The following is a 23,462-nucleotide window of genomic DNA, read 5'->3' as shown; positions in this document are numbered from 1 at the left end:
CCAACCGCCTGGCTAAAGTCAAGAGATACAGCAGATTTGTTTTTGGCACCACCCCAGAGACTTTCCCCGGCGACTTGCCGCCGTTTACCTCATCTGCCCTGGCTTTTGGTCCTGCCCCTTCTCCGGGAGATACAGGACCTGGGCTCCGACTTTGCCTTGTGATGGCTTGACTGATTCTCTGGCAACTTCCCTGGGTAGCCTCTTCCTCTGCCGTTCTGCTTTTTTGCCCTGCCGCGCGGCTTCTTCCCTGATTCTTTTGAAGGGTTTACCAACGTACAGGGCAGAAAAAGCTGGTCAAACCTCTCCGCGGTCGCCTGGCCCGAATCCCTGCCGGGTATTTTACAACCTCGGGCTGCTATCCTTAAAGAAACCACCATCAAGGCTATAGACTTAAAGCTATATACGGGGTTTCTAATTTTGATAAAATTTCAACACATTGATTTTCAAGTAATTATAATGTTGATAACTGCTGTATAAGAAATGGATAAATTCGGCTTTTCTAAACGGGCTACCAACGTATTTGTCCCTATATTTGAAATCTCAAGCCGAAGCAGCCGCTTTCCTGACGAGGGAATTCTGCGGCTGCCACGCCCCGGTATTAGCGCATGCGCGGCGCTACCCGTTTAAATAAAAGTAAGTAAGAGCAAGAAACCGTTTAGTCTATGGAGCCTTTATTGCAAGAAAACCCGAACCGCTTTGTCCTGTTCCCCATCCAAAACGATGCCGTATGGCAGATGTATAAGAAAGCAGAGGCTAGCTTTTGGACGGCCGAGGAGATTGACCTGTCCCCGGACCTGAAGGACTGGGAGAAGCTCAATGACGGGGAGCGTCACTTCATTTCGCACGTGCTGGCGTTCTTCGCCGCCTCAGACGGAATCGTGAACGAGAACCTGGCCATCAACTTCATGCAAGAGGTGCAGCTGCCAGAGGCCCGCTGTTTCTACGGGTTCCAGATCATGATGGAGAACATCCACTCTGAGACCTACTCTCTGCTTATTGATACCTACATCAAAGACCCCCAGGAGAAAGACCGCCTGTTCAATGCGTTGGAGACCGTTGACTGCGTGAAGAGAAAAGGCGAGTGGGCCCTCAAGTGGATCAACTCTGAGAACTTCACCGAGCGATTGATCGCGTTTGCCGCCGTAGAAGGCATTTTCTTCTCCGGTTCTTTCTGCTCTATTTTCTGGATGAAGAAACGTGGCCTGATGCCCGGCCTCACCTTCTCTAATGAGTTGATCTCCCGTGACGAAGGGCTGCACTGTGACTTCGCCTGCCTTCTGTACTCTATGCTGCAGAACAAGTTACCAGAGGACCGCGTACAAACCATCATTCGTGACGCGGTGAGCATTGAGCAGGAGTTTGTGACCGATGCCTTGCCCGTAGACCTGATAGGAATGAATGCAAAACTGATGAGCCAATACATCGAGTTTGTGGCCGACCGCCTGCTGGTATCATTAGGCTGTGGCAAAATTTACCATTCCACCAATCCATTTGACTTCATGGAGATGATCTCCCTGCAAGGCAAAACCAACTTCTTTGAGAAACGCGTGGGTGAGTACCAGAAATCGGGCGTGATGAGCGACCGTGACTCTAACGTGTTCTCTCTGGACGAAGATTTTTAAATACCTCTAAACAGCCCTGAAGCGCTTTGGGGCTGTTTCTTTGAAAACAAGCCCAAAGCACCCAACAGACGGTTGGGTTTTCAAGAGGGAAGAAGCACCATGTTTTGCGGTTCCTTTGTCTTGACATCCTGAAAAGATCTTTCCCCACGGGGCCACCTGGCGCGCAAACGGCTTTTTCGCCCCCTCCGCAAGACCTTTCCAAGATGCCAACGGGAAAAGAACGGCCCGTTCAGAAGTGGGTGCTTTGGCGGCTTTTTCAGAAAAACCGGCCAGAAACGCTCCCCACCGGGTTTAGCGCTTCTTTTCTCAGAATCCATTTACATTCAAGAATCCCGCCCTGGCGCCTGTGAGCGCAGGGGAAAGAAATATCTGGGTGGTACGCCATCCGTCACCTAATTAGTGTAAGCGTATGTTAGTTATAAAGAGAGATGGCCGCAGGGAGTCGGTCAAATTTGATAAAATCACGGCCCGTATAGAGAAATTGTGCTACGGCCTGAACATGTCGTTTGTGAGCCCTATTGAGGTGGCAAAAAAGGTGATTGACGGAATCTATGATGGCGTGACCACCGTGGAACTGGATAACCTGGCGGCCGAAACCTCTGCCTCGCTCACGACCAAGCACCCCGACTACGCCATTCTGGCGGCCCGGATCGCGATCTCCAGCCTGCACAAGGTCACGCAGAAGTCGTTCTTCAACACCATGAAGCAACTCTACACCTATGAAGACCCTAAGACTGGTGAGAATGCGTCATTGATTGCGAAGGATGTGTTTGACATCATCAAGAAACACGCGGCGGTGCTGGATTCCAGCATCATCTATGACCGTGACTACAACTATGACTACTTCGGGTACAAGACCCTGGAGCGCTCGTATCTTCTGCGCCTGCACGGCAAGGTAGTGGAGCGTCCGCAGCACATGCTCATGCGGGTAGCGGTAGGCATTCACAAAGAAGACATTGACGCGGCCATTGAGACCTACAACCTCATGTCTGAGAAGTGGTTCACGCACGCCACGCCTACGTTGTTCAACGCGGGCACGCCCAAGCCGCAGTTGTCCAGCTGCTTCCTGCTCACCATGAAAGAAGACAGCATTCCGGGTATCTATGACACCCTGAAGAACTGTGCCTTGATCTCGCAGAGCGCGGGTGGTATTGGTTTGGCGGCCCACAACATCAGAGCCACGGGTTCTTACATCAAAGGCACCAACGGCACGTCTAACGGCTTAGTGCCGATGCTGAAAGTGTTCAACGACACGGCCCGTTACGTGGACCAGGGCGGCGGAAAGCGCAAGGGTGCGTTCGCCATCTACCTGGAGCCATGGCACGCGGATATCTTTGAGTTCCTGGATCTGCGCAAGAACCACGGCAAAGAAGAGATGCGTACCCGTGACCTGTTCCTGGCCCTCTGGACGCCCGACTTGTTCATGAAGCGCGTAGAAGCCAACGGTGACTGGAGCCTGATGTGCCCCAACGAGTGCCCGGGCTTGTCTGACAGCTGGGGCAAGGACTTTGAGCGTCTCTATGAGAAATACGAGAAAGAAGGCCGTGCCCGCAAGACCATCAAAGCCCAGGAACTATGGTTTGCCATCTTAGAGGCCCAAACGGAGACCGGTACCCCGTACATGCTCTTCAAGGACCACGCCAACGGCAAGTCTAACCAGCAGAACCTGGGTACCATCAAGAGCTCTAACCTTTGCACCGAGATCATTGAATACACAGACGCTGATGAGATTGCGGTGTGTAACCTGGCTTCTCTGGCCCTTCCGCGCTACATCAAAGAAGAAAACGGGGTTAAGAAATTTGACCACGACAAACTCTACGAAGTAACCTACACAGTAACCAAGAACCTGAACAAGGTTATTGACATCAACTACTACCCGGTACCAGAGGCGAAGAAGTCCAACATGCGCCACCGCCCTATTGGGTTGGGCGTGCAGGGCTTGGCAGATGCGTTCCTGCAATTGCGCATGCCGTTTGAAAGCGAAGAGGCCGCCCGCCTGAACAAAGAGATCTTTGAGACCATTTACTTCGCGGCCATGACGGCTTCCAAGGATCTGTCAAAGAAACTGGGACCGTATGAGACGTTTGAGGGCTCGCCTATCAGCCGGGGTATCTTCCAGTTTGACATGTGGGGCGTTACGCCAGACAGCGGCCGCTGGGACTGGGAAGCGCTTCGGCAGGAAGTAGTGGAGCACGGGGTACGCAACTCGCTTTTGGTAGCGCCTATGCCAACGGCTTCTACCTCGCAGATTCTGGGCAACAACGAAGGGTTTGAGCCTTACACCTCTAACATCTACGTACGTCGTGTGCTGAGTGGGGAGTTCATGGTGGTGAACAAGCACTTGTTGAATGACCTGATCGCTCTGAACCTGTGGAACGACCAGATGAAGAATGCCATCATCGCCGCCAACGGATCAGTGCAGGGCATCACCAACATTCCGCAGCACATCAAAGACCTGTACAAGACGGTGTGGGAAATCAGCCAGCGTACCATCATTGACATGTCTGCCGACCGTGGTGCCTACATCTGCCAGAGCCAAAGCCTGAACCTGCACGTGTCTAACGTGAACTTCGGGAAGCTGACCTCTATGCACTTCCACAGCTGGAAGCGCGGCCTGAAAACCGGTATGTACTACCTGCGTACCAAAGCCGCCGCTGACGCCATCAAGTTCACGGTAGAGAAACAAGCCGCCGAAACCCTGGCGCCCATGTACACCGCCGTAGAGCAGAACATGAGCGACATGGCCTGTAGCCTGGATAACCCAGACGCCTGCGAGGCGTGTGGTAGCTAAGAAGCAGTTCTAGCCTAGAAATAGAAAAAGGAGGCCCGAAACGGCCTCCTTTTTTGTATAAAGTATTTTTCGCCTTCCATCCTAAAAACGTTATTTCAACTTAAAGCTTACTCAGCACATGAAATGCTTTCGTTTGCCACTCATATTGTTATTGATTTCCTTTCTGTGCTTTTCCTGCGGCAAAGAAACAGTAGAAGAATATTATCCTGACGGGACGCTCAGAATGAAAGGTGAGGTGGAAGATGGAAAGCAGGATGGGCTTTTACTTTCCTACTATGAAAGCGGAGCTTTAAAGTCAGAATCTTATTGGGAAGCTGGCCTGCAAAATGGGAAGAGCACCGTCTATCATCCAAACGGCCAGAAAAGAATAGAAGTGAATATGAAGAACGACGAATATGACGGAATCTTCAAAGGTTACAGCGAGGAAGGCAGGTTAATTTACACTGCAAACTACTGCAAGGGAAAACTTTGCGGAGATGAAATTCTCTACTACTATGAAACAGGTAAACTAGCGCAGTTGAATCGGTATGATGAAACTGGCAGCCAGTTTTATGGTGAAAGATATGACACAACCGGCACAAGGGAAATGGCCTATTACCTTCCTGACCTACTGGATAAAAAGTAACCTTTAAAACTTGGGCAAGAGCACACCTTCACCATTTCGTTTGCAGAGGCTATCAGAGGAGAATTACATGCGGTAGTGGGTGAGTCAGACCAGTATCGGAATAAGCATCCCAAAATCACCAAAGTACTAGACACACTCTATTCAAAAGACAACAAAACCTTTACATTCAAATTTGTTCCCAAAAAGCTAGGTACCCACTATTTATCAGGCATTGTATATCATAAACCAGTGGAGAGAGATTCTATCTGGGTCCATGGTACTTCTGTTAAATATGCTTTTGAAGTAGTGGAGTAATTATTCTGTCTTCGCCTTCTATTCTTGAAATGAAGCTATATTCAAGGTAGATACTTATCTTCAAAACAAGCAACTCCTAAACAGAATTGCTAGGCAATCCATATGGCCATGGATGAAAAAGAAAGTATATTAGCATTTGATGTGGTTTCTGCGCAAGTTCACCAAAGAAAAACTAGAGATGATTGAAGAAGATGATGCCTTCACTGCTACCCAAAAAGAACTGAGGCAAGATTTAACTCAACTAGAGAACGGTGAGGCAGATTTCATAGACCTAGATCAACTAGACCAAGAGCTTGAAAATACCCTTTTCCCATTGTTGGTGTTATCACCAACAATCTAAACTGTGATTCTTATAACAGCCTTAACTCCCCTTGCTGGTGATAACACCAGCAAGGGGATACGCCAACTCCCTTTCTTCTGTATCAGGTTTAGAATTACTTCACTATCTTAGAATCTATGCCCTACACCTGCGCAGATTGCGGCCAAGAACATGAAAACTGGCCCGCGCTGACCTATACGTCGCCCAAGCACTACAATGACTTATCAGAAGAAGAGAAAGAAACCAAAGGTTGGCTGGAAGGAGACTTCTGCACCATCACCCATGAAAATGATATAGACCGATTTATTAGAGTAGTCATGACCATTCCAGTGAATGACCACTGTGAGAATTTAGACTATGGCCTGTGGGTATCTGTAAGTGAAAAGACTTTCCATGATTACCAAGAGCATTACCATGATGAGCAATATGAAACTTCCTACTTTGGATATGTTTGTAATAACCTGTTAGGGTATGAAGAGACGCTTCATGTTCCGTCAACGGTAGTAACTCAAATAGAAAACAGGAGACCACTTGTTTTTCCGTTCGAGGATTTTGAGCACCCCCTTGTGAAAGACTTTTACCACGGCATCAGCAAAGAAGAAGCAGAAAAACGCATTGAAGAGATGATTCAGCTTTGCAGCTAAGCGCCTTCTGCTTTCAAGTCTAAATCAGAAAATAAGCCTTAAACAGACTAAATCTGGATCTTTAACAACAGGTCCAACTCCTAAACAGAAGTTGCTATGAAACCATTAAGCTGCGGGTGAGGGAGAATGGACACCAGCAGCTGATGTGGTTTCAGGATACTGGCTTACTTTACAAGCAGGTATCAATCTATACCAACCGCACCTCCAGCGAAGAAATCAACCGGGTCAGTTGCTCGGCTAGCTTGTCAATTTCCTGGAGGCCGTCATGCGCTTCTTCTATCTTACCAGACCGGTACAGGCTGATGAGCCGGTTAGCCGTGGCCAGCAGCTCCTTGTAGAGCCGGGCCATGGTGGTGAACTCCGGCAGGTGGGCATAGCGCACCCCACCAATGGTACTGAACCACTGGCTTACCGGTCCGCCGGGCGAAAGGAACGCCTCATCTGGGGTGCCACCGTAAACGGCAGACCGCACCTTTGATTTGAAAAGGATCAGCTTTATCCTGAGTTGCTGAAGGTCACTTTGCGCGGCGTTCATGTAAAGCTTGTATAATGATAGAACCCATGCGCCCTTTTATCCTTTCTCTTTTTGCTGAAAGCGTTCCCGCAGTTTCACGTGCTCGGTGGTCTCATACCCAAACACCAGCACCCCAATGGTTTTCATGTTCTCCCCGTAAATGGGCTGGTAATTGAGGGTGAGGTACACATCTTCCACGGCACCGGTGTCTTGGCGCTTCCGCTGGAAATGGACCTCATCGGCTGAGAAAGGGGTACCCGTTTGGTACACGTTGTTCAGCAAATCTACAAAGCCTTGCTCAGCGGCCTCTGGCACTGCTTTCTTCACGGTCTTGCCTTTGAGCTCCCTGTCGGGGAAGAGCGCCTGGTAATAGGGGTTGATCAGGTCAAAGCGATGCTCTGGCCCGGTAAGCGTACAGAAGATGGCCGGGGCGTTCATGATCATGTTCTCCAGGGTCTTTCGCTCAGATTCAGCTTTCTGCAAGGCCGCGTGCACCTGGTCAGAAAGGTACGCCATCTGCTCATTGCTTTCCAGAAGCTCCTGCACCATCTGTTTGGTGGCCTGAATATCTGTGGCGCTGCCCACCCATAGAGAAACCTTGCCGGCGGTGAGCGCCACCGGTGAGCACTTCTTCACAAACCAGCGGTAATTACCCTCGCGGTCCCGCAAACGGATCTCCGCCTGAAACTCCACCTGGCTTTGGAAGCTTTCCTGGGCTTTTGCCAGAAAGGTTTCCTGGTCGTCGGGGTGAATAGCGTTTAAAAAGCCGGTAGGAGAGGCTAAAATCTCTTCGGCCGGGGTTCCAGTGTATTTCACGAACCGCTCGTTCACAAACGTTACCCTGCCCTCCGGGTGCACAGTATAAATCAGCTGGGGCACGGCATCGGTCATGATCCTGAACTTGTTCTCGCTTTCCTGGTGGGCCAGTTTGGCTTGTTCCCGCTCCGTCACATCCATGGTTTTCTGGATGATGAATTCTATGTTGCCTTGCGGGTCTAGCACGGGCGTGTGCGATGCCTCCCAGATGCTTTCATATTCTCCCCCGCCCTCGGCTGCCGGACGGGCAATGGTGTAGCGCACCAGGTCCATGTAGTCTACCTGTTTGGTCTGCAGCACCTTGTCAATGGACTTGCGCACGGGGTTTTCTTCAAAGGTGTAGTTCTTGTCAGGGAAAGCCTCCAGCAGGAAATGAAGCCCCCGCAGGTCATCTATCTGGCGCATGGTGGTGCGCAGATAGGCCTCTGTGGCGGCCACGATTTTGAAATCCGGGGTAATGACCACTAGGTTGTCTGGAACGTATTGGAACAGTTTAGAAAAATCCATCTAGAAAGAGAATTACCGGGGGTGGAGTAATGAAAGGTTATAACTACACTTAAAATAAAAGGTTTTAGCGGAAAGGCCGTGGTGGGTTAAAAAAACATAACATTTCTTTAACCCATCACGGCCGCGTCTTTCACTTTCAGGGGAAAGGTACCTGGCGGGCACGCAAGTAGCAGGGCTGGCCTCAGGAATGGGATGCCTGTTAGTGCCAACTCTCTGTGCAACCCTGCGGTGATCCCTCCGGCCAGTGCTACCGGCTAGAAACACAAGGCAAACCGGTACGCGGGTTGAGGAGCCGGTCTGCTTATTTCTCTTCTTGTTTGAAGATAATGCTGATTTTTCCGTTGCGCTCCAGGCAGGCCGTTTCTATCTTGGTAATGTCTGTGGGGCCGCCCTGCGAACGCATGCTTTCCACCAGGTCATTCTCTGTGATGCTGTTGGCCTGCATCACCTCCCTGATCAGCTTTCCGTCTTTGGCCAGCGTAAAGGTCCTTCCTTTGATGAGGTTACTGATGCCTTGCCCTTGCCCAGATTGATAGGCCAAAGAAGCCAGGAAACGGTGCAGGACCACCAACACCAAGCCGGCCAACAAGGTAGGGAAAAAAGGAGAGTTCCCTGTCACGGACCGGCTCATGATGGAGCCGTACATGACGCCCAGCACAATGTCAAAGGCACTGTGCTGCCCAAAGATACGCTTGTTGGCAAGCCGTATATACCCTAAAGAAATAAAGAAGACCAATACGGCCCGCACGGCCATCTGCCACCAGGTAAGGTCTGTCTGGTCAAGTCCTAAGATTGTCTCTATCGTTTCCATTCTTCCCCTCAAACGGCACCCCGGCGGGAGAGTTGCGGTTGCCAAGGCCTTGCCCTGGCCATTAACACCCCAGGAAGAAAAGGCCAGGAAATAGCTAGCAAAGCCTTGCAGAAAAAGGTGGGTTTCAGAAAATCAGCCCATAAACCGGAGGGCATTTCCGTGCAGTGACTTAGTGAAAATAGCGTAGGAAGGGCAAGACGGTAAGGAACCGGAGAAGGTTTGGGCCAAAGGGTGTTCAGAACGCCCGCATCAGCCATTCTAGGGCCTCTTCTTCGGTCTTGAACCATTTAAGGGAGAGGTCATCCAGGTCGCCGGCGCGTTCAATGAGGTGCTCAATGGCTTCTACCTGCTTACTGTCTTCTGAGGGCAGGAACGCCATACGCCGCAAGGGGCCGTTCAGGTAAGAGGGTACCACGTTCTCTGAAATCCAGCGCTGGTCTTCCTCAGAAAAGGACCGCATCTTCCGGTCATCGGCGAGCCAGCGGGTAAGGCGGTATTTCTCCATCACGTAGGCACAGATCAGCAAGGCTTCCTGCAGATCGGCACCCGCCAGCTTCCCCCGCCAGACAGCAGTGCCTAATGAACGTTCCTGGTCATATTTAACCGTAAAAGCATGACTTTTAAAATAAACAGAAGGTAAGTTAAGGGGCATGCAAAACGGGCAAAAAAAAAGCAGAACTGCCCCATAGAAGGCGCGGCCTGCAAGAGGAAAGATCCTCTCTTTGCAAAAGTACGTCAAAAAAGCAGCCCAGCCAACATGCGGGTATCTGCCCGGGTCTGCCAGCAAGGACGGGCCAGGTGATTTTCTGCTTCTTTTGGCCAAACACGCCCTTAACCGATTGGGCTTACGGCTGCGGCTGTAGAGACTCCTGCAGCAACCAGGCCAAGGCTTCCTGGGGCTCATAAAAGTCCTGGATCAGCAGGTACTGCCTAACTTCTGGCAACTGGTGCAGGATGTGGTTGGTCTGGGCACTGTTCTCGCGGTCTGGCGGCAAAAGCACCGCCACCTTCCTAAGTGCCCCAGAGAGCAAAGAGGGCGCAATGTGCTCCATGGTCCACTGGCGGTCCTGTTCCTGGAACGCCCGCAGGTTCCTGGTATCAGAGAGCCACCGGGTAAGGCCAAACCGTTCTATGGTGTGGCAGATCAGAAGCACTGCCTCCCGTACCTCATGGCTGCCCACTGGGCTGTTCCAGACAGACAGGCCTATTTCCTGCTCCTCATGATAGGAGATGGTGACGGAAGGGCTTTGATAGTAAACGTTGCTGTTCTTTAAGATCATGCCGTAGCCAGATAGCATTTGTTTACAGAGTGCCAGGGCAACCACACATCTGCCAGGTGAAACTTCTGCGCGGGGGACGCAACCAGAACCTCTTCATAGGGCCAGGAGAAAACACAAGGCATTGTTCCTGGACCAACTTTCTTGATATGCTATAATTATTCAAAAAGGATCCTTTTTGAAAGAAGGGCCGTTTAACAGCGCTTTATCGCCAACAGCCACCCCTACTCTTGCGCCATGACCTGGCCCGGCGAAGAGACCATGAGCCATGAAACCGCCTCGGCCTCGTCTTGGAAATCACGGAGCAACAGGTGGTCTGGGTGGCCGGCGCGCTTGAGCATCTGCTCTACGGCCATCTTGTTGAATAAATCATCAGATACTAGGGTTGCCATGCGCCGCAGGTTACTCTGCAAGATGCGGGGCATGATGTTCTCTACAAACCAATGCTGGTCGGCCTGCCGTATGGCTTTCATTTTACGGTTGTCAGCCAGCCACCGCTCAATACCTTTCTCCTCCAGGAGCTCCAGGCATTTCAAGGCTGACTCCCGAAATACCTGGCTGCTCAGGAACCCGTTCCAGACGGCATAGGCGGTATGCTGGTGGTCATAACTAAGGGTAAGCCCGCTTGATTTGAAGTATGCTATTCTCATAAGAGTAAACGGACGCCAGGTCAAAAGCTGGCAGGGCCGAAGGGCGCCGCCAAGAGAATGACCTTCTAAAGTTGGTAAGCGAATTCCATGTCATTCCACTACCTGCCCTAAAGACAGGCACCAAGGTCTCCTTTCCTAAAACCAAATAGGGTCAAAATGAAGGAAGACAGGTTTTCCTGCTGCGGCCCTGGCTTCTTCCTCCACCCTCTTTCCGCCTTAGGCTGTTACGGGATTGCACCCAACAACCGCTTTTTCATTTAATAGAAAGTCGCTGTTAGCTGGTTTATACGCAAGAAAGACAGGAAGGTACTTGTTCAATACCCTCCAGCCTAACATACCTTCTGCCCCTCAAATTACCTCCCGCGCTGCAATTTACCAAACCCCCGGAAGCCGGCTGTCATCACCCTGCCAAAATAGCATTAATACTACTTCCAGATGTTGCCATTCTGTCTTATACATCGCCCTAAAACCGTGTTTTCAGCCTTGGTATGCCCTTTGCATTACTGCCTATGTACAATAAGAAAGGCAGAGGAGAAGCGTCATGAAACTGATTAAAGATAAAAAGTTCTTACAGAACATTGCTCATTATATAGATTTAACCAGCACCATTGGCGGTGGGGTGATTCAGCCGCGGGTGAACATGGTGAAGCGCAAAAAAGAAGCGGTGCTGCAGGTGTTGCTGCCGGGCGTATCTGCTGAGCAGTGCCAGGTGATTCTGGACAAAAACCAGCTTACCGTAATGGCCCTGCACCAGAGCGAACAGCACCCGGCCGGGCAGATCCCGCTGTTTCACCAGAATTTCCTGCTGCCGCCCTTCACAGATTTCACCCGGCTGCGGGTGGTGCATGAAGGCCATGAGCTGCGGGTGCACATCCCGTACCTAGCCCAAGGCCCCCGGGTACTGGAGATTGAACAGCAATAACCCACAAAGGCTTAGAAGGTCCCTGGCCAGGGGCTTTCAGGCTCTTTTTCTGAAACCAGGCTTGAAACGGCCCTAGCGAGACGGAAAAATAGTTAGTTGAGGCAGGTAGGCTGCCTGTTCTATGTTTCACACTTAAAAATGTAAAACGATGGCTATTCAACGTTTGGGAAGCGGCTTTGAAGACATGATGCCGCAGACCTTCAGCAGTATGCTGGACCGCTTTTTTAATGACACTGTGAACAGCCGCGAGCGGCTGAACAAGTTCAGTCCGCAGGTAGACACCTGTGAAACTGAAAACGGATATGAGCTGGAAATGGCTCTGCCGGGCATGAAGAAAGAAGACATCCACCTTGATTTCCAACAAGGCCGTCTTACCATCTCCGGCGAGCGGCAGTTCAACCAGGAGCAGAAAAACAAGCGCTATCATTTGATTGAGAGCCAGTACGGCTCTTTCAGCCGGTCTTTCCAATTCCCAGACACCGTGAAAGCAGATAGCATTGAAGCGATGTTTGAGAACGGGGTGCTGCACGTACGCATTCCTAAGGATGAGCAGAAAACGGCCCGCCGACGCATTGAGGTGCGGGAAGGTACTTCCCAGCCCATGCAGCTGAACAAAGGCACGAATGCCACCGGCCAGGAAGCCAAAGGCAGCGGCTCTTCTGCTAAAAAGAAACAGGGTTCCCTTTCGCAGGAAGATGGCACCCATTAAGATTGGCCCAGAAAGCCCGGAAACAGAAAGGCCCCACCTTGGTGGGGCCTTTCTGTTTCCGGGCTTTTGCCCGGCAAACCTCTGTGCCTCTTGCGGCAGCCGCTTTGCCCGAAGCTAGCCTTGCATGCCACTGCTCATGGCTGCGCCGCCCTGGCCTTTGTCATGCCCTGAACCGTCTGGCACACTGCCCGGGTTGAAAGAGGTTTTGGTGGTTTGCCCCGGAGTGGCCGGCTGGTCTGGGCCGCCGCCAGAAATACGGGTGGTGGTGCCTTCTGGGGAAGAAGCCCCTGCTTTGTTGGCCCTCACGTAATAGACCGTGATAAACAAAGCTATTATAAGTAAAATAGTTAATGCAATGAACATAGTCTCTTCTGGTTAGGTAAAACAAGTACGCCCTTTTCTTTTTACTCTTGATGGGGGCCTGCTGTTGCGCTTATCTTTCCTAAAATCCATTTTTGACCCTTGTTTCTCTTTTTTTCTTTAGCTTTATCATAGAAATACCTCTTTTCCGTTTTCTATTTGCTATGATAAAAAAATTATACTTTTTAGTCTTCTTTTGCTGGGTAGCAGTAGAATGTGCCTGGAGCCAGAATGTCACGTCTGGGCAGCCTTTTTTCATAGAACTGCATAACGGGGAACGCGTCTACGCGCAGCGACTGCAGTTCAAAAGCCCCGTCTTCAAACAGAACTTCTTCCTGCTGGATGACACCCTCCGGTACGCCCCAGAAGCCGTCAAGTATTTCCAGAGCCAGGACGGGTATTATGCCCGCGTGGATGCCGGCCGCCGCTTCAGCAACTTTGCCCAACGGGAACAGGCTGGGCGCATCTCTACCTATTACGTGTACCGCACAGAATATAACTCCTACTCCCCGGGCATTGGCATAGGAATGGGAGGCTACGGCATGGGCGGTTATGGCATGGGGGGCTATGGGTACCCTACCCAACGGCGGGTATATTATTTTGAGAAGGAGAAAGGCCCGCTGCAACCGCTTACCTACAAGAACCTGCGGGTGGCCCTCTCTGACAACCCCGGCAGCATGGAAAGCCTGCATGACTACAAAAAAGGCCAGAACATACAGACCGGCATGTACGTGGCTGGGGCTGGCCTGATGGTGGCGGGTGTGGCACAGCAATTCAGAAGCGGGTATTCCGGCTCCTCGGTGTCTCCGCTGCTGTTGGTGGGTGCGGGCATCTCGCTGCTTCCGCAACTGTTCAGGCTGGTGAAGAAAGACAAGCTCTCAGAAGCCATTGAACTCTACAATTATACCCCACAGAATTAAGTCATATTCCAATGTTCTTTAAAAGCAGAAGGCCCGCTCTTTTCAGAGGGGGCCTTCTGCTTTAGATTACTTATTTTATCAAACCCCACCAGCGGAAAGGCGGGTACTTCACCTACTATAGTTTGGCGCTTTTGGCAGGAGAAACCTGGTTTTTGGCAGAGGCTATTTTTTTGGCTTTTTTAGCTTTCAGGTAAGAGTTCAGCACATAGCCGGCTTCGCCGTCAATCTGCACCAATGTCCATTCCTGGCCTTGTTTCCGCATCACTATGATTTCATCTTCAGAACCCAAAAGGCGCATTACCTCTCCCCCAATGGTGGGCTGACGGTACATTTTAACTTTCTCAGTGTTGACGCGGCTGGTGGGGCCTTGGGCGAAACCTGATACTACTTGAACACAGATAAGGGCGAGAATGACAAATAAACGTTTCATGATTTTTTAGATTTTAATGGGTTAATGACAAGAAAGACACTCTTATTTTTTTGATATTATTACTTCATTTAAAACACCTTTATTTACCAAAAGGACATACAGATCAGGGGCACAAAAAGCGCCTATTATTTTTTTATCATTGTTTTTTTATGTTTGTGTTATATTCTAATAGATGCCGATTCTAAAAGAAGGTTGCTTGAGAGATGAGAATTATTTTCTTTTTTTTATTGGCCTCAGGTATTGTCTGCTTTTTGTTCCTGCATTACTGCCGCCTAACGTTCTGTGGTGATTTCTGCCAGATGAATTACAAGTCGCGTGCCATTAATAAAAAGGGCTTCCTTTTGCTTTTTTAGGCCATTTTCAACAACCGTCTTGTCCGTTGCCGGACACTTTCCTGCTAAAACCGAACACGCTTTGGTGCCGGACCGAGCACTGGTTTACCTCTCTTTGTTTAGCTACCGGCAGCCCCGGTAGGGGTTATTCCACATATAGTAAGAGCATGAACAGAGCCCCTCTTCTACATATGTCTCTACACGTACTTTACTTTTCCTATTCCCGGTAAAATAAAGCTCTTTGCTCCTCTGATTATCAATGAATTACCGGATCAAATATAAAAGGCATTTTAGCTTAAAACCAAGGCTTTATCCGTAATTAACAGATATTTAACGTAGTAGAAGCCTGGTGCTTTTTCTTTAACATTTTGTTAGCATTTCTTTTACTGCCATCGCGCTCTTTTTACTTTTGTTTTCTTTTTCAGACCCCATGGCAACATCTTTCCAAATAAGGGAGATCACTGAGCTATCTGAGATGGTAGCGCAGTTCCCGTTGATCCAGTACCTGAACCCGCACATGGAGCCTGCCCGGTATGAGGCCCTGCTCCGGCAGATGCTACCGCTCCACTACCGCATGGTGTGTGTCTTTGACCATACCACCTGCCTGGGCCTTTCCGGCTTCTGGATAGGCACCAAACTGTACAGCGGCCCATATTTAGAGGTAGACAACTTTGTGATAGGTGAACAACACCGCTCTAAAGGCATAGGTAAGCTCCTGCTGGACTGGCTTACCCAGGAAGCCACCCGCCAACACTGTGAAACCATGATGCTAGATGCCTACGTGGTCAACAACGCCGCCCATAAATTCTACCTGCGCGAAGGGTTTGTGATCAAGGGCTTCCATTTCCTGAAGAAGTTGGGCTAAGTCTGACCCGCTGCTACCCGGCCGCAGCCAAATCGCAAAAATCCTCTGACTTCTTGCGGTTTCAGGCCTCTTTTCAGAAACAAGGCTAGAAACATTCCTTTGTCACCCGCCTACACCCAACAGCCCTACTTGCTGCCCTATCTTTCCATTCCACCCTGGAGACTTCAGGTAGCATTTGGTGTTTTTGGGGCCTTTTCAGAAAATAAGGGGTAAAACAAAAGCGTTTGGGAGAAGAAAGCAAGAACTAGTACCTTACCGTATGGAACCACTGCTGTTGCTTCATGGGGCGCTGGGCGCGAAAGACCAATTTGGCCCTCTGTTGCCTTTGCTGTCAGACAACTTACCGGTCCTTTCCGTGAATCTGCCCGGGCACGGTGGCGCCCCTTGCCCCACCGACACGTTCCACATAGAAGGTTTTGCAGACTTTTTGCTGAACTGGCTAGAGGAACAGCGCCTGGACCGGGTGCAGGTGTTTGGGTACAGCCTGGGTGGTTACGTGGCCCTGCAGGCCGCCCGCCAACAGCCTCAGCGTTTCTCCAGGATCTTCACCCTGGCCACCAAGTTTGACTGGTCCCCGGAGGTAGCCCGCAAAGAGACCCAGAAGTTAGACCCGCAGGTGCTGGCTGCCAAAGTCCCCGCCTATGCGCAGGTCTTGCAGGCCCGCCACGCCCCGCAAGACTGGCAGGAGGTTCTGTACCGCACCGCCCACCTGATGCACCAGTTGGGCCAAAAGCCCTTGCTTTCTCCCCATGAACTTAGCCGCCTGGAGGTACCCGTACGTATTGCCGTTGGCGACAAAGACCAGATGGTTTCAGTGGAGGAATCTCTGGCAGCGTACCGTCAGTTGCCCAACGGGCAATTCCATGTTTTACCCAATACCAAGCACCCCCTGGAGGCAGTGGACTGGCCCCAACTAGCCCACGCCTTGCAGCACTTCTTTTCTTATGCGTAACCCCTCACTCCTTTTCTTCCGGAACCTCCTTTGTTTGCTGGTCCTGGCCTTTTTCACCACCAACTGTACCTCCAGCGCGCCCGCCTTTGGCAAACGTGGCTACACAGAAACCGGCAAGGCTTCTTACTACTCTGATAAACTCAAGGGAAACAAAATGGCCAACGGCGAGCGGTACAAGCCCGGCAAGCGCACGGCTGCCCACAAAAAACTCCCCTTCGGCACCAAGGTCAAGGTCATCAACCCCCAGAACGGAAGATCCGTCAAAGTGATGATCACCGACCGCGGTCCGTTCTCGCCGGGCCGCATCATTGACCTTTCCAAGTCTGCCGCCCGCAAGCTGGACATGGTCAACAGCGGCGTGGTGCCGGTGCAGATGAAGGTAATCAAGGAAGGAAAATAAAGGCGGGCAGTCGCATCCCGTTTTCGGCCTTAAATCTGGAAACCGGGCCTGAAACAATCTTTTAACCAACACCGCACCTCTCTGGGGCAGGTCTTGGGCAGCTTAACTGCGGTCTTTGATCCAGCCATAGATCTCTTCCACGTCTTGCAGGCGGCAAAGTTCTGAGCCGGGGGTCATGGTGGTGGCGGTTCCGGTGGCTACCCCGTAACGGATTACCTCGGGCCAGGCCCAGCCTTGGGTAAGTTTCAAGACCATGCCGCCTACCATGCTGTCGCCGGCGCCCACGGCGCTTTCCTGCTTCACGGTGGGCGGGGTTACGTACTGGAACCCGTCTTTGGTGGCCAGCATGGCGCCGCGCGGCCCCAATGATACCACCAGCGCCTGGCTTTTGCCTTCGCCAATCACTTTTCTGGCCAGGGCTTCCTGTTCCTGGGCGTTGATGTACTCCTTGCCAGCCAAGGCAGCCAATTCATTCAGGTTAGGCTTGAGCAGGAAAATGCCTTCGCCGGCGGATTTGATGAGGGCCTCGCCCGAGGTGTCTACTACCAGCTTGAATCCTTTGCGCACGGCTATGGCCGCGAGCTGGGCATAAAAATCATCTGGCACGCCTGGCGAGATGCTACCGCTGGCCACCACAAACTCGGGGGTTTTCTCCAGCGCCTCCAGGGCGTCTATGAGTTGCCGCCATTCATGCTCCGCGATGTGCGGTCCCGGCATCCCGAAACGGTACTGGTCGCCGGTGGCGGTTTCCAGCACCATGAGGCTCTCCCGGGTCCAGTTGGCGCATTCGAATTTGCGGTAACTCACGCCTTCAGCTTGCAGGAGTTGCCCAATGCGTTCCCCGGCCGCTCCGCCAGAGAGGTACCAGGCACAGGACTCGCCGCCCAGTTTCTTGATGGCCCTGGATACGTTGATGCCGCCGCCGCCGGGCTCATAGGTAGGCTCTTCGCACCGAAGCTTCTTTTCAGGGGCTAGCTTCTGTACGCGGGTGCTCTTATCTAAGGCAGGATTGACGGTGATGGTGAGGATTCTCATGGCAGCTAGGCAAGTTGGGACAGTCCCTTAAAAGGGCTGCGGGGTGAAAGATGTTTCAAGGCTACTTTTCAGGAAAGGGCTCTGAAACACCTTTTACGGGAACCAGGGCTATTGCTGGGAATTACCTTGAAAAAAATATGCCCCAGCTGGGTTTAAACCGCTCCACCTGTCTCCCAAAACTGATATCTGAATTAACAAGGCAGAGCAGGCCCGTTGAGCTTAAACCGCACCATACTCCTCCCAAAAACAACCTGTTTTACTTAAAACGGGCAGAAAACGACTAAGTCTACTTCTTGTGCAAGGCCACCGCTTCGCCGTCTACCCACACCTGTTGCAACTGTAGGTCTGGCGTAAGCACGACCAGGTTGGCCGCCGAGCCCGGCACCAACTGGCCTACTTTGTCCTCCAGCTTCAAGACCTGCGCCGGGTACAGGGTCGCCATCCTGAGGGCTTCGTCTAGGGGCAGGCCTACCATCTTCACCGTGTTCTGCACGGCTTCCAGCATGGTGAGGGCAGAACCCGCCAAACGACCGTCTTCGGTCTCGCAGCGGCCGTTGCGGTAATAGGCCTTGAAATTCCCGAAGTCCGTGAACGGAATATCTGAGCCCACGCAGGCGGCACAGTCAGAGATGAGCAGCAGTTTCTCGCCCAGCATTTTCTTGGCCAGGCGCACCGCGTACGGGTGGCAGTGTTCGCCGTCTACGATGATACCAGTCCAGGCCTGACCGTAGTCCAGGGCCGCGGCGGCCAGCCCGGGCTGTTTGGTGTCCAGGCCGCTCATGGCGTTGTAGAGGTGGGTAATGGCAGTGACCCCGTTCCGGAAGAAATGCATGGCCTGGTCATACGTAGCCAGACTGTGCCCCGCCGACAGCACGATGCCGCTTTCCACCAACCGTTGCAGCACACTTTCCTCCACGCACTCGGGGGCCAGGGTCAGGTAGGTGATCACGTCTTTGCCGGCTTCCAGCAGCACGTCCAGCTCTTCGTGCGTAGCCACCCTGATGCAGGCGGTATCATGCGCGCCCGCTTTGCCCGGGTTGAAATAAGGGCCTTCCAGGTGCATGCCCAGAAAAGTGCTGGGGTACTGCTGCATTCCTTCCCTTACCGCCGAGATGGTTTCCAGGATCTTCTCCTGGAACGCCGAGATCACCGTGGGCAGAAAGCTGGTGGTGCCAAACTGCAGGTGCGCGTCTCTGATGGTGTTCAGGCTCTCCAGCGTAGGGTACTGGGTAAAATACACGCCGCCGCCGCCGTTCACCTGCAAGTCTACAAAGCCCGGACAGATGACTCCGCCGTTTACATCAATGATAGTGGTATCAGCGGGGATTTCGTCTGCCTGGACGAGGTCTTTGATCTTTCCGTCTTCTACGAGTACCGCATAGCCTTGTGCGGTGGTATAGCCTGAGTAGATGGTGCCGTTAGTGAAAGCGAAGCGCATGGAGGGTAAATAAGGTGAGGGGCAAATTTGAGAAAATCAGCGCAAAAACCACGTACACCCTCCACGTTTTCCTTCCGGTTTACCTAAAACAAGCCTGAAACAACTCCGCCGCGCCTTCCTTGAACTTTTGCTTTCCACCTACTCCTCTGGAACAGGAAGCCCACCACCTGATTACCAAAAAGACAGCTTGGTTTTGGGCTTCTTTCTGGAAAAGCAGGCCCCAAACAGGGGTTACTTTTTCTGGCGGAAGTAGATGTTGTTGCTGATGGTTTCCAGCTGGATTTTAGGGCCGCCGTTGTGCACATTGCCTTTCAGTTGGTAGCCTACCATAGGGGTTTCTTTCTTCTTTTCAGGTAAGGTGAGGGCCAGGTCTGAATACACCTCGCCGGTGATGGTTTTCAGGGCCACGGTGGCGCCTTTCTGGGTAGGCCAGTCCATGTCTACGAAACCGCTGATGGATTTGGCCTGCACGGTGCCGTGGATGCCCCGCAGTTCCAGGTTGCCGTTGATGGTCTCCAGCGTGAGGTTGGCGTCGCGGGGCAAGAAGATCTCGTAGTCAATACGCGTGCAGACCCCGCTTTTCATCTTCCCGTTGGCGTAATTCCCGAAGGTGGTGGTAGCGCCGCCATCACAATTGCCTTCATAGGTGCTGTTCTTCAGGAGTTTCTCGTCCAGGTCGGCGGTGACGCTCAGTTGGTCTTTGCCGGGGTCAAAGGTGAGCAGCATGGCCTGGTTCAGCGTACCGCCGTTGAGCTCATACGTCACTTTCACGTACGCCTCTTTTTTGTCCCAGCCGGTTACTTTCACCTCGTTCCCGAACTTCAGGTTCAGGTGCACTTTCTTGGAGGCGGGTACCACCAAGGTTTTCTCCACCGTTTTTTTCTGGGCATGGAGGTTCCCTATGCCCAGCAGGAGCAGGGCCAACAACAGTACATTTTTCATAAGAGCGGTTTTTTAGGTGCCTAGGGATTATTTCTTTTTCCGGATGAAGATGTCGCTGGAGATGGTCTGGATGTTCATTTCCACGCCGCCGCCGTTCACCTTGCCCACAATGTTGCCACCACCGCCAACCAGGGCCAGTCCTTCGTCATCGTCCTCTTCCTTTTGCCGTTGTATTTCTATGTCAAAGTCAGTGTAGATTTCGCCTTGCAGGGACTTAAGTTTGAAATTGGCTTTGTCTTTGGCGGGTAACGTGATGTCTATGTCGCCGTTCACGGTAGAGATGGCACTGGGCTTGCTCTGGTTCAGGGAAGAAAAAACCACTTTGATAGAGCCACCGGTATTGTTGGCCACCACCGGCCCAGAGATGTTGGTCAAGGTAACGTCTGAATTGTTCAGTTTTAATTCAATTTCCCCGTCCAGGTCAGCGAAGGAGATCTCACTACTTTCCCAATTGGTTTCTTTGTATACCACAGCAGCGTTTTTGGGGATTCTGATCACATAATCGGCATACGCCCGCGACGCTTTGGCAATAGTAAGGGTATTGTTGCTTTTAGCTACGGACAGGCCCAGGTTAGTATTGTCCTCTTCCTGGTTGTAGAGGGGTTTCAGTCCTTCGGCCCGTTTGGGCGGAGCACTGTAATCCCTGGTTTCAATGATTACCTCGTCGCCGGTGTGCCCCACAATTTTGACGTTGCTCTTGGACATGGAGAGCTGCACTTGCTTGTCTTTGCCGTTGCCCAGTTTTACTTTGTAGGAGCGCAGTTCGCCTTCCTTGGGAGCATTTTGCGGCTTCCCTTCCTGCGTTAATAGGGTAGGTTGGTCAGCGGCTGTTGCTTTTTCTGAGACAAGGCAGTTTCCGGTAAGCATGAGGACAGCCCATGCCAGTACAATTGGTTTTTTCATAAAAGTAGAGAGTATTTCGTGGTTAGATGAGGGTTCCAAGGCCCTCTTGCGCTTTGTATTTGACAATAGGTAACAGGCCTTTTTTGTGCATGAGCATCTCCAGCTGTGACACGGCATCAGCCTCTTTGAGCTTGACGACCATCTCAATGAGGGTGAGTTGCATGAGCGGCTCGGTTTGGGTGCCCAGGGCCTGGATAAAGGCTTTCCGGACTTCTTTGTGCTCCCTGAACTGATACAGGGCTTCACACGAGGCCAGCCGCACATTCAGGTTGCCGTCCTGGTTCATGGTTTTTATCAGGAGCCTGATCACTTTCTTGCTTTCCTGGGGCGTGAGCCCTTCGGTTTTGAGGTCTTGGCTTACCAGTTGCAACCGCTCACTCGCTGAGGCACTTCTGACCGCGGCATGTGCGGTGAGCACCTGTTTTACCGGCTGTTTTCTGGAAAGGGCAACCGTTTCTGCTTCTCTAGGCGCTGTGGTTTCCATGGCCGGGGCCGTGTCCTCCAGATGTTCTACCGGCGCGTAGGGTTCTGCCTCCTGCCTTGTTTCTGGGACTGGTTGCCGCTGGGCCACCACTGGGGCGAGGCTGTTGGGAACGCTGTCGCTTTGTGTAAAGTAATTCCCCGTCCAGAATGCGATGATCAGCAAACTGATGCTGGCGGCTATCTGCCAGGCGTATGTTCTGAAGAAGCTGCCGCTTTCCGCCTTCGGGGAAACCCCGCCAGTGGACGGCGCAGGCCGCTCAATTTTCTCAAACAGCCAATCGTCTGCCAGGAACTTATCCATTTCCAGGTTCTGCTCCTGGCCATAGAATTGGAACTGCACCGCGTGCGCCTTCAGGCTGTCGGGCAACAGTTTGGTCTGCCGGAAGAACGCCTTCAGTTGGTCTTCTTCCTCCAAGGACGTCTCGCCGTTGTAGTACTTCTCCAGCAAGGTTTCTATCTGTTCAAAGGGCATAGTTTTCCATCTTTAAAAGTCCGTCTCGCACACTTTTCCGGGCTCTGGACAACGCCACCCGTATGGCGTTGACGTTGACTCCCGTGACCTGCTCAATCTCCTCGTAGCCGTAGCCTTCCACATCGCGCAGGTGCAGGATCAGGCGCTGTTGTTCGGGGAGTAGTTTCACGAGCTCGTGCACCTTGTTCACCTGATCGGTGAGTTCATAGCGCTGGTACGGGTTCGCCTCCGCTGAGTCAATCTCCATGCCTACCACATCTACCACGTGCTTGTGCTTGCGGCTTTTGATTTTGTCAAGGCACAGGTTTTTGGTGATGCTCATGGCAAACGCCTCAATACTGGCGTAGGCGTGGAGCTTGTGTTTGTTAGACCAGAGTTTCAGGAAAACATCCTGCAAGATATCCTCGGCCTCTTCCTTGTTCTGCAACAGGAACAGCGCCATTCTGTACAGCTTCTGCTTGGCCGGGAGTACCTTGGTTTTAAACTCTTGTAAGTCCATTCATTAACAGAGACGATTGAGGCGAGAAGTCATTACAGAAGTTTCAAAATAAATTTTGAAACTAGTTCTGAGTCTTGAGTTTTGAGTCAGATAGAAAGACGATAAAAGCCTGATTTCAGGAAAATGGACGGGAAATAGGTTGACAATAGGTATTAAAATCACCAGTAACGGCAGGCTGCCCAACATGGTGAGCAGCTCCTGGAGGACATCCGTGCGGGGCAGAAAGAATTCTGAGAAGAACAGCAAGATGCATCAAAGCAACGGAGCAGACCAAAAGTATGTCTGTTAGTCCGAAGCCAAATAGAGATAAAATAGGTTAAAACGCGTTCTTCTTCGTGCATTAGAAGCAAATTAGCCTAGCAAGGGGCGGCCAAACCACAACACTTGTATCTTGCAGCAGGAAGTCTTTCTTATTTTATTTTAGACTATTTTCGTGTATTTCTAAGAATTCAATCCCGGTATCAGTTGTTTCCTCCAAATGGTCTTCTTTGATTAGGAAAGATCTCATGCTAAACTCTTCATTCTCCTCCGTAATGATTGTAGTCATAAACAAGGTATCCTTCTTTAAGGAGAACATTCCTGCTGATGTCACTTGTCTTAAACCTCCTATCTCAAATGTACTGTCTGCATAAAGTTTGAGTAAAACCCCTCCAATTGATGATTCTCTGGAGGCAACCAATATTTCTTTCTTGTTAGCAGTATTATAGGAGAAAAGCTGTTCTTCAAGTACCAATAATGTACTTAGTCCTATTACTGTTGCCGAGAAAGCAATGCCGGCATTCTTTAACTTTGATTTATTTCTTCTAATCAAGTAGCTCAATAGAAATACTACAGTAAGTATAAAACAAACCGTCACCAGGCATATCACTATCAAGGTAGCTATTTCCATAAGTTGCTATTAAAACTCCCCTTGCAAATTTTCTTCTCCTG

The 23,462-nt window shown here is 51.3% G+C and carries 26 protein-coding genes; 11 read left to right on the top strand and 15 right to left on the bottom strand.

Annotation, left to right across the window (positions count from 1 at the left end; genetic code table 11):
- Window positions 1-662: 662 nt before the first annotated feature.
- From FOE74_RS17985 to FOE74_RS17970, 5 genes are all read left to right on the top strand, one after another.
- A complete protein-coding gene (locus FOE74_RS17985) occupies window positions 663-1,622 on the top strand; it encodes a ribonucleoside-diphosphate reductase small subunit (protein ID WP_149100025.1) in 960 nt (319 codons plus the stop codon).
- Between the two features lie 409 nt (window positions 1,623-2,031).
- Window positions 2,032-4,413, top strand: a complete 2,382-nt coding sequence (locus tag FOE74_RS17980; protein ID WP_149100024.1) for a ribonucleoside-diphosphate reductase subunit alpha — start codon at window positions 2,032-2,034, stop codon at window positions 4,411-4,413.
- A 133-nt stretch (window positions 4,414-4,546) separates the two neighbouring features.
- Complete coding sequence (locus FOE74_RS17975) at window positions 4,547-5,038, top strand: toxin-antitoxin system YwqK family antitoxin (RefSeq protein ID WP_188686954.1); 492 nt, start codon at window positions 4,547-4,549, stop codon at window positions 5,036-5,038.
- A gap of 472 nt (window positions 5,039-5,510) precedes the next feature.
- Window positions 5,511-5,672 carry a hypothetical protein gene (locus FOE74_RS21325; protein WP_225840876.1) on the top strand — a complete coding sequence of 54 codons (162 nt, stop codon included), beginning with the start codon at window positions 5,511-5,513 and terminating at the stop codon, window positions 5,670-5,672.
- A gap of 116 nt (window positions 5,673-5,788) precedes the next feature.
- The gene (locus tag FOE74_RS17970; RefSeq protein ID WP_149100022.1) at window positions 5,789-6,295 is read left to right on the top strand and encodes a DUF2199 domain-containing protein; all 507 of its coding nucleotides are present in this window, start codon (window positions 5,789-5,791) and stop codon (window positions 6,293-6,295) included.
- A gap of 187 nt (window positions 6,296-6,482) precedes the next feature.
- On the opposite strand, the gene FOE74_RS17965 is transcribed toward FOE74_RS17970, so the two are convergent.
- The 6 genes from FOE74_RS17965 to FOE74_RS17940 form a co-directional block, all read right to left on the bottom strand.
- Window positions 6,483-6,830 (bottom strand): histidine kinase, encoded by a 348-nt coding sequence (locus tag FOE74_RS17965; protein ID WP_149100021.1) that lies wholly within the window; start codon window positions 6,828-6,830, stop codon window positions 6,483-6,485.
- Window positions 6,831-6,866: 36 nt separating this feature from the next.
- Window positions 6,867-8,132, bottom strand: coding sequence for a PAS domain-containing protein (locus tag FOE74_RS17960; protein WP_149100020.1), 1,266 nt, complete (start codon window positions 8,130-8,132; stop codon window positions 6,867-6,869).
- 301 nt (window positions 8,133-8,433) lie between these two features.
- Window positions 8,434-8,943 (bottom strand): DUF421 domain-containing protein, encoded by a 510-nt coding sequence (locus tag FOE74_RS17955; RefSeq protein ID WP_225840875.1) that lies wholly within the window; start codon window positions 8,941-8,943, stop codon window positions 8,434-8,436.
- A gap of 235 nt (window positions 8,944-9,178) precedes the next feature.
- The gene (locus FOE74_RS17950) at window positions 9,179-9,595 is read right to left on the bottom strand and encodes a SpoIIAA family protein (protein ID WP_149100019.1); all 417 of its coding nucleotides are present in this window, start codon (window positions 9,593-9,595) and stop codon (window positions 9,179-9,181) included.
- Window positions 9,596-9,788: 193 nt separating this feature from the next.
- Window positions 9,789-10,241, bottom strand: a complete 453-nt coding sequence (locus FOE74_RS17945) for a hypothetical protein (RefSeq protein WP_149100018.1) — start codon at window positions 10,239-10,241, stop codon at window positions 9,789-9,791.
- Window positions 10,242-10,444: 203 nt separating this feature from the next.
- Complete coding sequence (locus tag FOE74_RS17940; RefSeq protein WP_149100017.1) at window positions 10,445-10,870, bottom strand: hypothetical protein; 426 nt, start codon at window positions 10,868-10,870, stop codon at window positions 10,445-10,447.
- A 541-nt stretch (window positions 10,871-11,411) separates the two neighbouring features.
- Between FOE74_RS17940 and FOE74_RS17935 the strand changes: the two genes are divergently transcribed.
- Entirely contained in the window at window positions 11,412-11,792 is a 381-nt protein-coding gene (locus FOE74_RS17935; protein WP_149100016.1) for an Hsp20/alpha crystallin family protein, read from the top strand.
- Between the two features lie 148 nt (window positions 11,793-11,940).
- Complete coding sequence (locus tag FOE74_RS17930; RefSeq protein ID WP_149100015.1) at window positions 11,941-12,501, top strand: Hsp20/alpha crystallin family protein; 561 nt, start codon at window positions 11,941-11,943, stop codon at window positions 12,499-12,501.
- Between the two features lie 114 nt (window positions 12,502-12,615).
- Here the strand turns inward: FOE74_RS17930 and FOE74_RS17925 are convergent, their stop codons facing one another.
- Entirely contained in the window at window positions 12,616-12,864 is a 249-nt protein-coding gene (locus tag FOE74_RS17925) for a hypothetical protein (protein ID WP_149100014.1), read from the bottom strand.
- Between the two features lie 161 nt (window positions 12,865-13,025).
- Here FOE74_RS17925 and FOE74_RS17920 point away from each other — a divergent pair, with 161 nt between their 5' ends.
- Window positions 13,026-13,781, top strand: coding sequence for a hypothetical protein (locus FOE74_RS17920; protein ID WP_149100013.1), 756 nt, complete (start codon window positions 13,026-13,028; stop codon window positions 13,779-13,781).
- Window positions 13,782-13,896: 115 nt separating this feature from the next.
- Here FOE74_RS17920 and FOE74_RS17915 read toward each other — a convergent pair whose 3' ends face one another.
- Window positions 13,897-14,211 carry an SH3 domain-containing protein gene (locus FOE74_RS17915; protein ID WP_149100012.1) on the bottom strand — a complete coding sequence of 105 codons (315 nt, stop codon included), beginning with the start codon at window positions 14,209-14,211 and terminating at the stop codon, window positions 13,897-13,899.
- Window positions 14,212-14,973: 762 nt separating this feature from the next.
- Here FOE74_RS17915 and FOE74_RS17910 point away from each other — a divergent pair.
- From FOE74_RS17910 to FOE74_RS17900, 3 genes are all read left to right on the top strand, one after another.
- Entirely contained in the window at window positions 14,974-15,408 is a 435-nt protein-coding gene (locus tag FOE74_RS17910; protein WP_149100011.1) for a GNAT family N-acetyltransferase, read from the top strand.
- 259 nt (window positions 15,409-15,667) lie between these two features.
- Entirely contained in the window at window positions 15,668-16,360 is a 693-nt protein-coding gene (locus FOE74_RS17905; protein ID WP_149100010.1) for an alpha/beta fold hydrolase, read from the top strand.
- Window positions 16,353-16,760, top strand: coding sequence for a septal ring lytic transglycosylase RlpA family protein (locus tag FOE74_RS17900; RefSeq protein ID WP_149100009.1), 408 nt, complete (start codon window positions 16,353-16,355; stop codon window positions 16,758-16,760). Before FOE74_RS17905 ends, FOE74_RS17900 begins: the two co-directional genes overlap by 8 nt.
- A 102-nt stretch (window positions 16,761-16,862) precedes the next feature.
- Here the strand turns inward: FOE74_RS17900 and FOE74_RS17895 are convergent, their stop codons facing one another.
- From FOE74_RS17895 to FOE74_RS17865, 7 genes are all read right to left on the bottom strand, one after another.
- Window positions 16,863-17,795 carry a 1-phosphofructokinase family hexose kinase gene (locus tag FOE74_RS17895; RefSeq protein ID WP_149100008.1) on the bottom strand — a complete coding sequence of 311 codons (933 nt, stop codon included), beginning with the start codon at window positions 17,793-17,795 and terminating at the stop codon, window positions 16,863-16,865.
- Between the two features lie 286 nt (window positions 17,796-18,081).
- Window positions 18,082-19,233 carry an N-acetylglucosamine-6-phosphate deacetylase gene (gene nagA / locus FOE74_RS17890; RefSeq protein WP_149100007.1) on the bottom strand — a complete coding sequence of 384 codons (1,152 nt, stop codon included), beginning with the start codon at window positions 19,231-19,233 and terminating at the stop codon, window positions 18,082-18,084.
- A gap of 231 nt (window positions 19,234-19,464) precedes the next feature.
- Complete coding sequence (locus FOE74_RS17885) at window positions 19,465-20,175, bottom strand: DUF4097 family beta strand repeat-containing protein (RefSeq protein WP_149100006.1); 711 nt, start codon at window positions 20,173-20,175, stop codon at window positions 19,465-19,467.
- A 27-nt stretch (window positions 20,176-20,202) separates the two neighbouring features.
- Window positions 20,203-21,078 carry a DUF4097 family beta strand repeat-containing protein gene (locus tag FOE74_RS17880; RefSeq protein WP_225840874.1) on the bottom strand — a complete coding sequence of 292 codons (876 nt, stop codon included), beginning with the start codon at window positions 21,076-21,078 and terminating at the stop codon, window positions 20,203-20,205.
- Between the two features lie 22 nt (window positions 21,079-21,100).
- Window positions 21,101-22,033, bottom strand: a complete 933-nt coding sequence (locus FOE74_RS17875) for a HEAT repeat domain-containing protein (protein WP_149100005.1) — start codon at window positions 22,031-22,033, stop codon at window positions 21,101-21,103.
- Window positions 22,023-22,532 carry an RNA polymerase sigma factor gene (locus FOE74_RS17870; RefSeq protein ID WP_149100004.1) on the bottom strand — a complete coding sequence of 170 codons (510 nt, stop codon included), beginning with the start codon at window positions 22,530-22,532 and terminating at the stop codon, window positions 22,023-22,025. The genes FOE74_RS17875 and FOE74_RS17870 overlap by 11 nt, the downstream gene beginning before the upstream one ends.
- Window positions 22,533-22,947: 415 nt before the next feature.
- Window positions 22,948-23,421 (bottom strand): hypothetical protein, encoded by a 474-nt coding sequence (locus tag FOE74_RS17865; RefSeq protein ID WP_149100003.1) that lies wholly within the window; start codon window positions 23,419-23,421, stop codon window positions 22,948-22,950.
- Window positions 23,422-23,462: the final 41 nt, after the last annotated feature.

The organism is Rufibacter glacialis, from assembly GCF_008271745.1.
Lineage (GTDB): Bacteria > Bacteroidota > Bacteroidia > Cytophagales > Hymenobacteraceae > Nibribacter > Nibribacter glacialis.
This window is presented reverse-complemented; position numbering and strand designations above follow the sequence as displayed.

Bases quoted from the DNA above. Each gene is read 5' to 3' on its own strand.
- FOE74_RS17985 (WP_149100025.1), top strand. From the start codon at position 663: ATGGAGCCTTTATTGCAAGAAAACCCGAACCGCTTTGTCCTGTTCCCC.
- FOE74_RS17980 (WP_149100024.1), top strand. From the start codon at position 2,032: ATGTTAGTTATAAAGAGAGATGGCCGCAGGGAGTCGGTCAAATTTGAT.
- FOE74_RS21325 (WP_225840876.1), top strand. From the start codon at position 5,511: ATGATTGAAGAAGATGATGCCTTCACTGCTACCCAAAAAGAACTGAGG.
- FOE74_RS17970 (WP_149100022.1), top strand. From the start codon at position 5,789: ATGCCCTACACCTGCGCAGATTGCGGCCAAGAACATGAAAACTGGCCC.
- FOE74_RS17965 (WP_149100021.1), bottom strand. From the start codon at position 6,830: ATGAACGCCGCGCAAAGTGACCTTCAGCAACTCAGGATAAAGCTGATC.
- FOE74_RS17960 (WP_149100020.1), bottom strand. From the start codon at position 8,132: ATGGATTTTTCTAAACTGTTCCAATACGTTCCAGACAACCTAGTGGTC.
- FOE74_RS17955 (WP_225840875.1), bottom strand. From the start codon at position 8,943: ATGGAAACGATAGAGACAATCTTAGGACTTGACCAGACAGACCTTACC.
- FOE74_RS17950 (WP_149100019.1), bottom strand. From the start codon at position 9,595: ATGCCCCTTAACTTACCTTCTGTTTATTTTAAAAGTCATGCTTTTACG.
- FOE74_RS17945 (WP_149100018.1), bottom strand. From the start codon at position 10,241: ATGCTATCTGGCTACGGCATGATCTTAAAGAACAGCAACGTTTACTAT.
- FOE74_RS17940 (WP_149100017.1), bottom strand. From the start codon at position 10,870: ATGAGAATAGCATACTTCAAATCAAGCGGGCTTACCCTTAGTTATGAC.
- FOE74_RS17935 (WP_149100016.1), top strand. From the start codon at position 11,412: ATGAAACTGATTAAAGATAAAAAGTTCTTACAGAACATTGCTCATTAT.
- FOE74_RS17930 (WP_149100015.1), top strand. From the start codon at position 11,941: ATGGCTATTCAACGTTTGGGAAGCGGCTTTGAAGACATGATGCCGCAG.
- FOE74_RS17925 (WP_149100014.1), bottom strand. From the start codon at position 12,864: ATGTTCATTGCATTAACTATTTTACTTATAATAGCTTTGTTTATCACG.
- FOE74_RS17920 (WP_149100013.1), top strand. From the start codon at position 13,026: ATGATAAAAAAATTATACTTTTTAGTCTTCTTTTGCTGGGTAGCAGTA.
- FOE74_RS17915 (WP_149100012.1), bottom strand. From the start codon at position 14,211: ATGAAACGTTTATTTGTCATTCTCGCCCTTATCTGTGTTCAAGTAGTA.
- FOE74_RS17910 (WP_149100011.1), top strand. From the start codon at position 14,974: ATGGCAACATCTTTCCAAATAAGGGAGATCACTGAGCTATCTGAGATG.
- FOE74_RS17905 (WP_149100010.1), top strand. From the start codon at position 15,668: ATGGAACCACTGCTGTTGCTTCATGGGGCGCTGGGCGCGAAAGACCAA.
- FOE74_RS17900 (WP_149100009.1), top strand. From the start codon at position 16,353: ATGCGTAACCCCTCACTCCTTTTCTTCCGGAACCTCCTTTGTTTGCTG.
- FOE74_RS17895 (WP_149100008.1), bottom strand. From the start codon at position 17,795: ATGAGAATCCTCACCATCACCGTCAATCCTGCCTTAGATAAGAGCACC.
- nagA (WP_149100007.1), bottom strand. From the start codon at position 19,233: ATGCGCTTCGCTTTCACTAACGGCACCATCTACTCAGGCTATACCACC.
- FOE74_RS17885 (WP_149100006.1), bottom strand. From the start codon at position 20,175: ATGAAAAATGTACTGTTGTTGGCCCTGCTCCTGCTGGGCATAGGGAAC.
- FOE74_RS17880 (WP_225840874.1), bottom strand. From the start codon at position 21,078: ATGAAAAAACCAATTGTACTGGCATGGGCTGTCCTCATGCTTACCGGA.
- FOE74_RS17875 (WP_149100005.1), bottom strand. From the start codon at position 22,033: ATGCCCTTTGAACAGATAGAAACCTTGCTGGAGAAGTACTACAACGGC.
- FOE74_RS17870 (WP_149100004.1), bottom strand. From the start codon at position 22,532: ATGGACTTACAAGAGTTTAAAACCAAGGTACTCCCGGCCAAGCAGAAG.
- FOE74_RS17865 (WP_149100003.1), bottom strand. From the start codon at position 23,421: ATGGAAATAGCTACCTTGATAGTGATATGCCTGGTGACGGTTTGTTTT.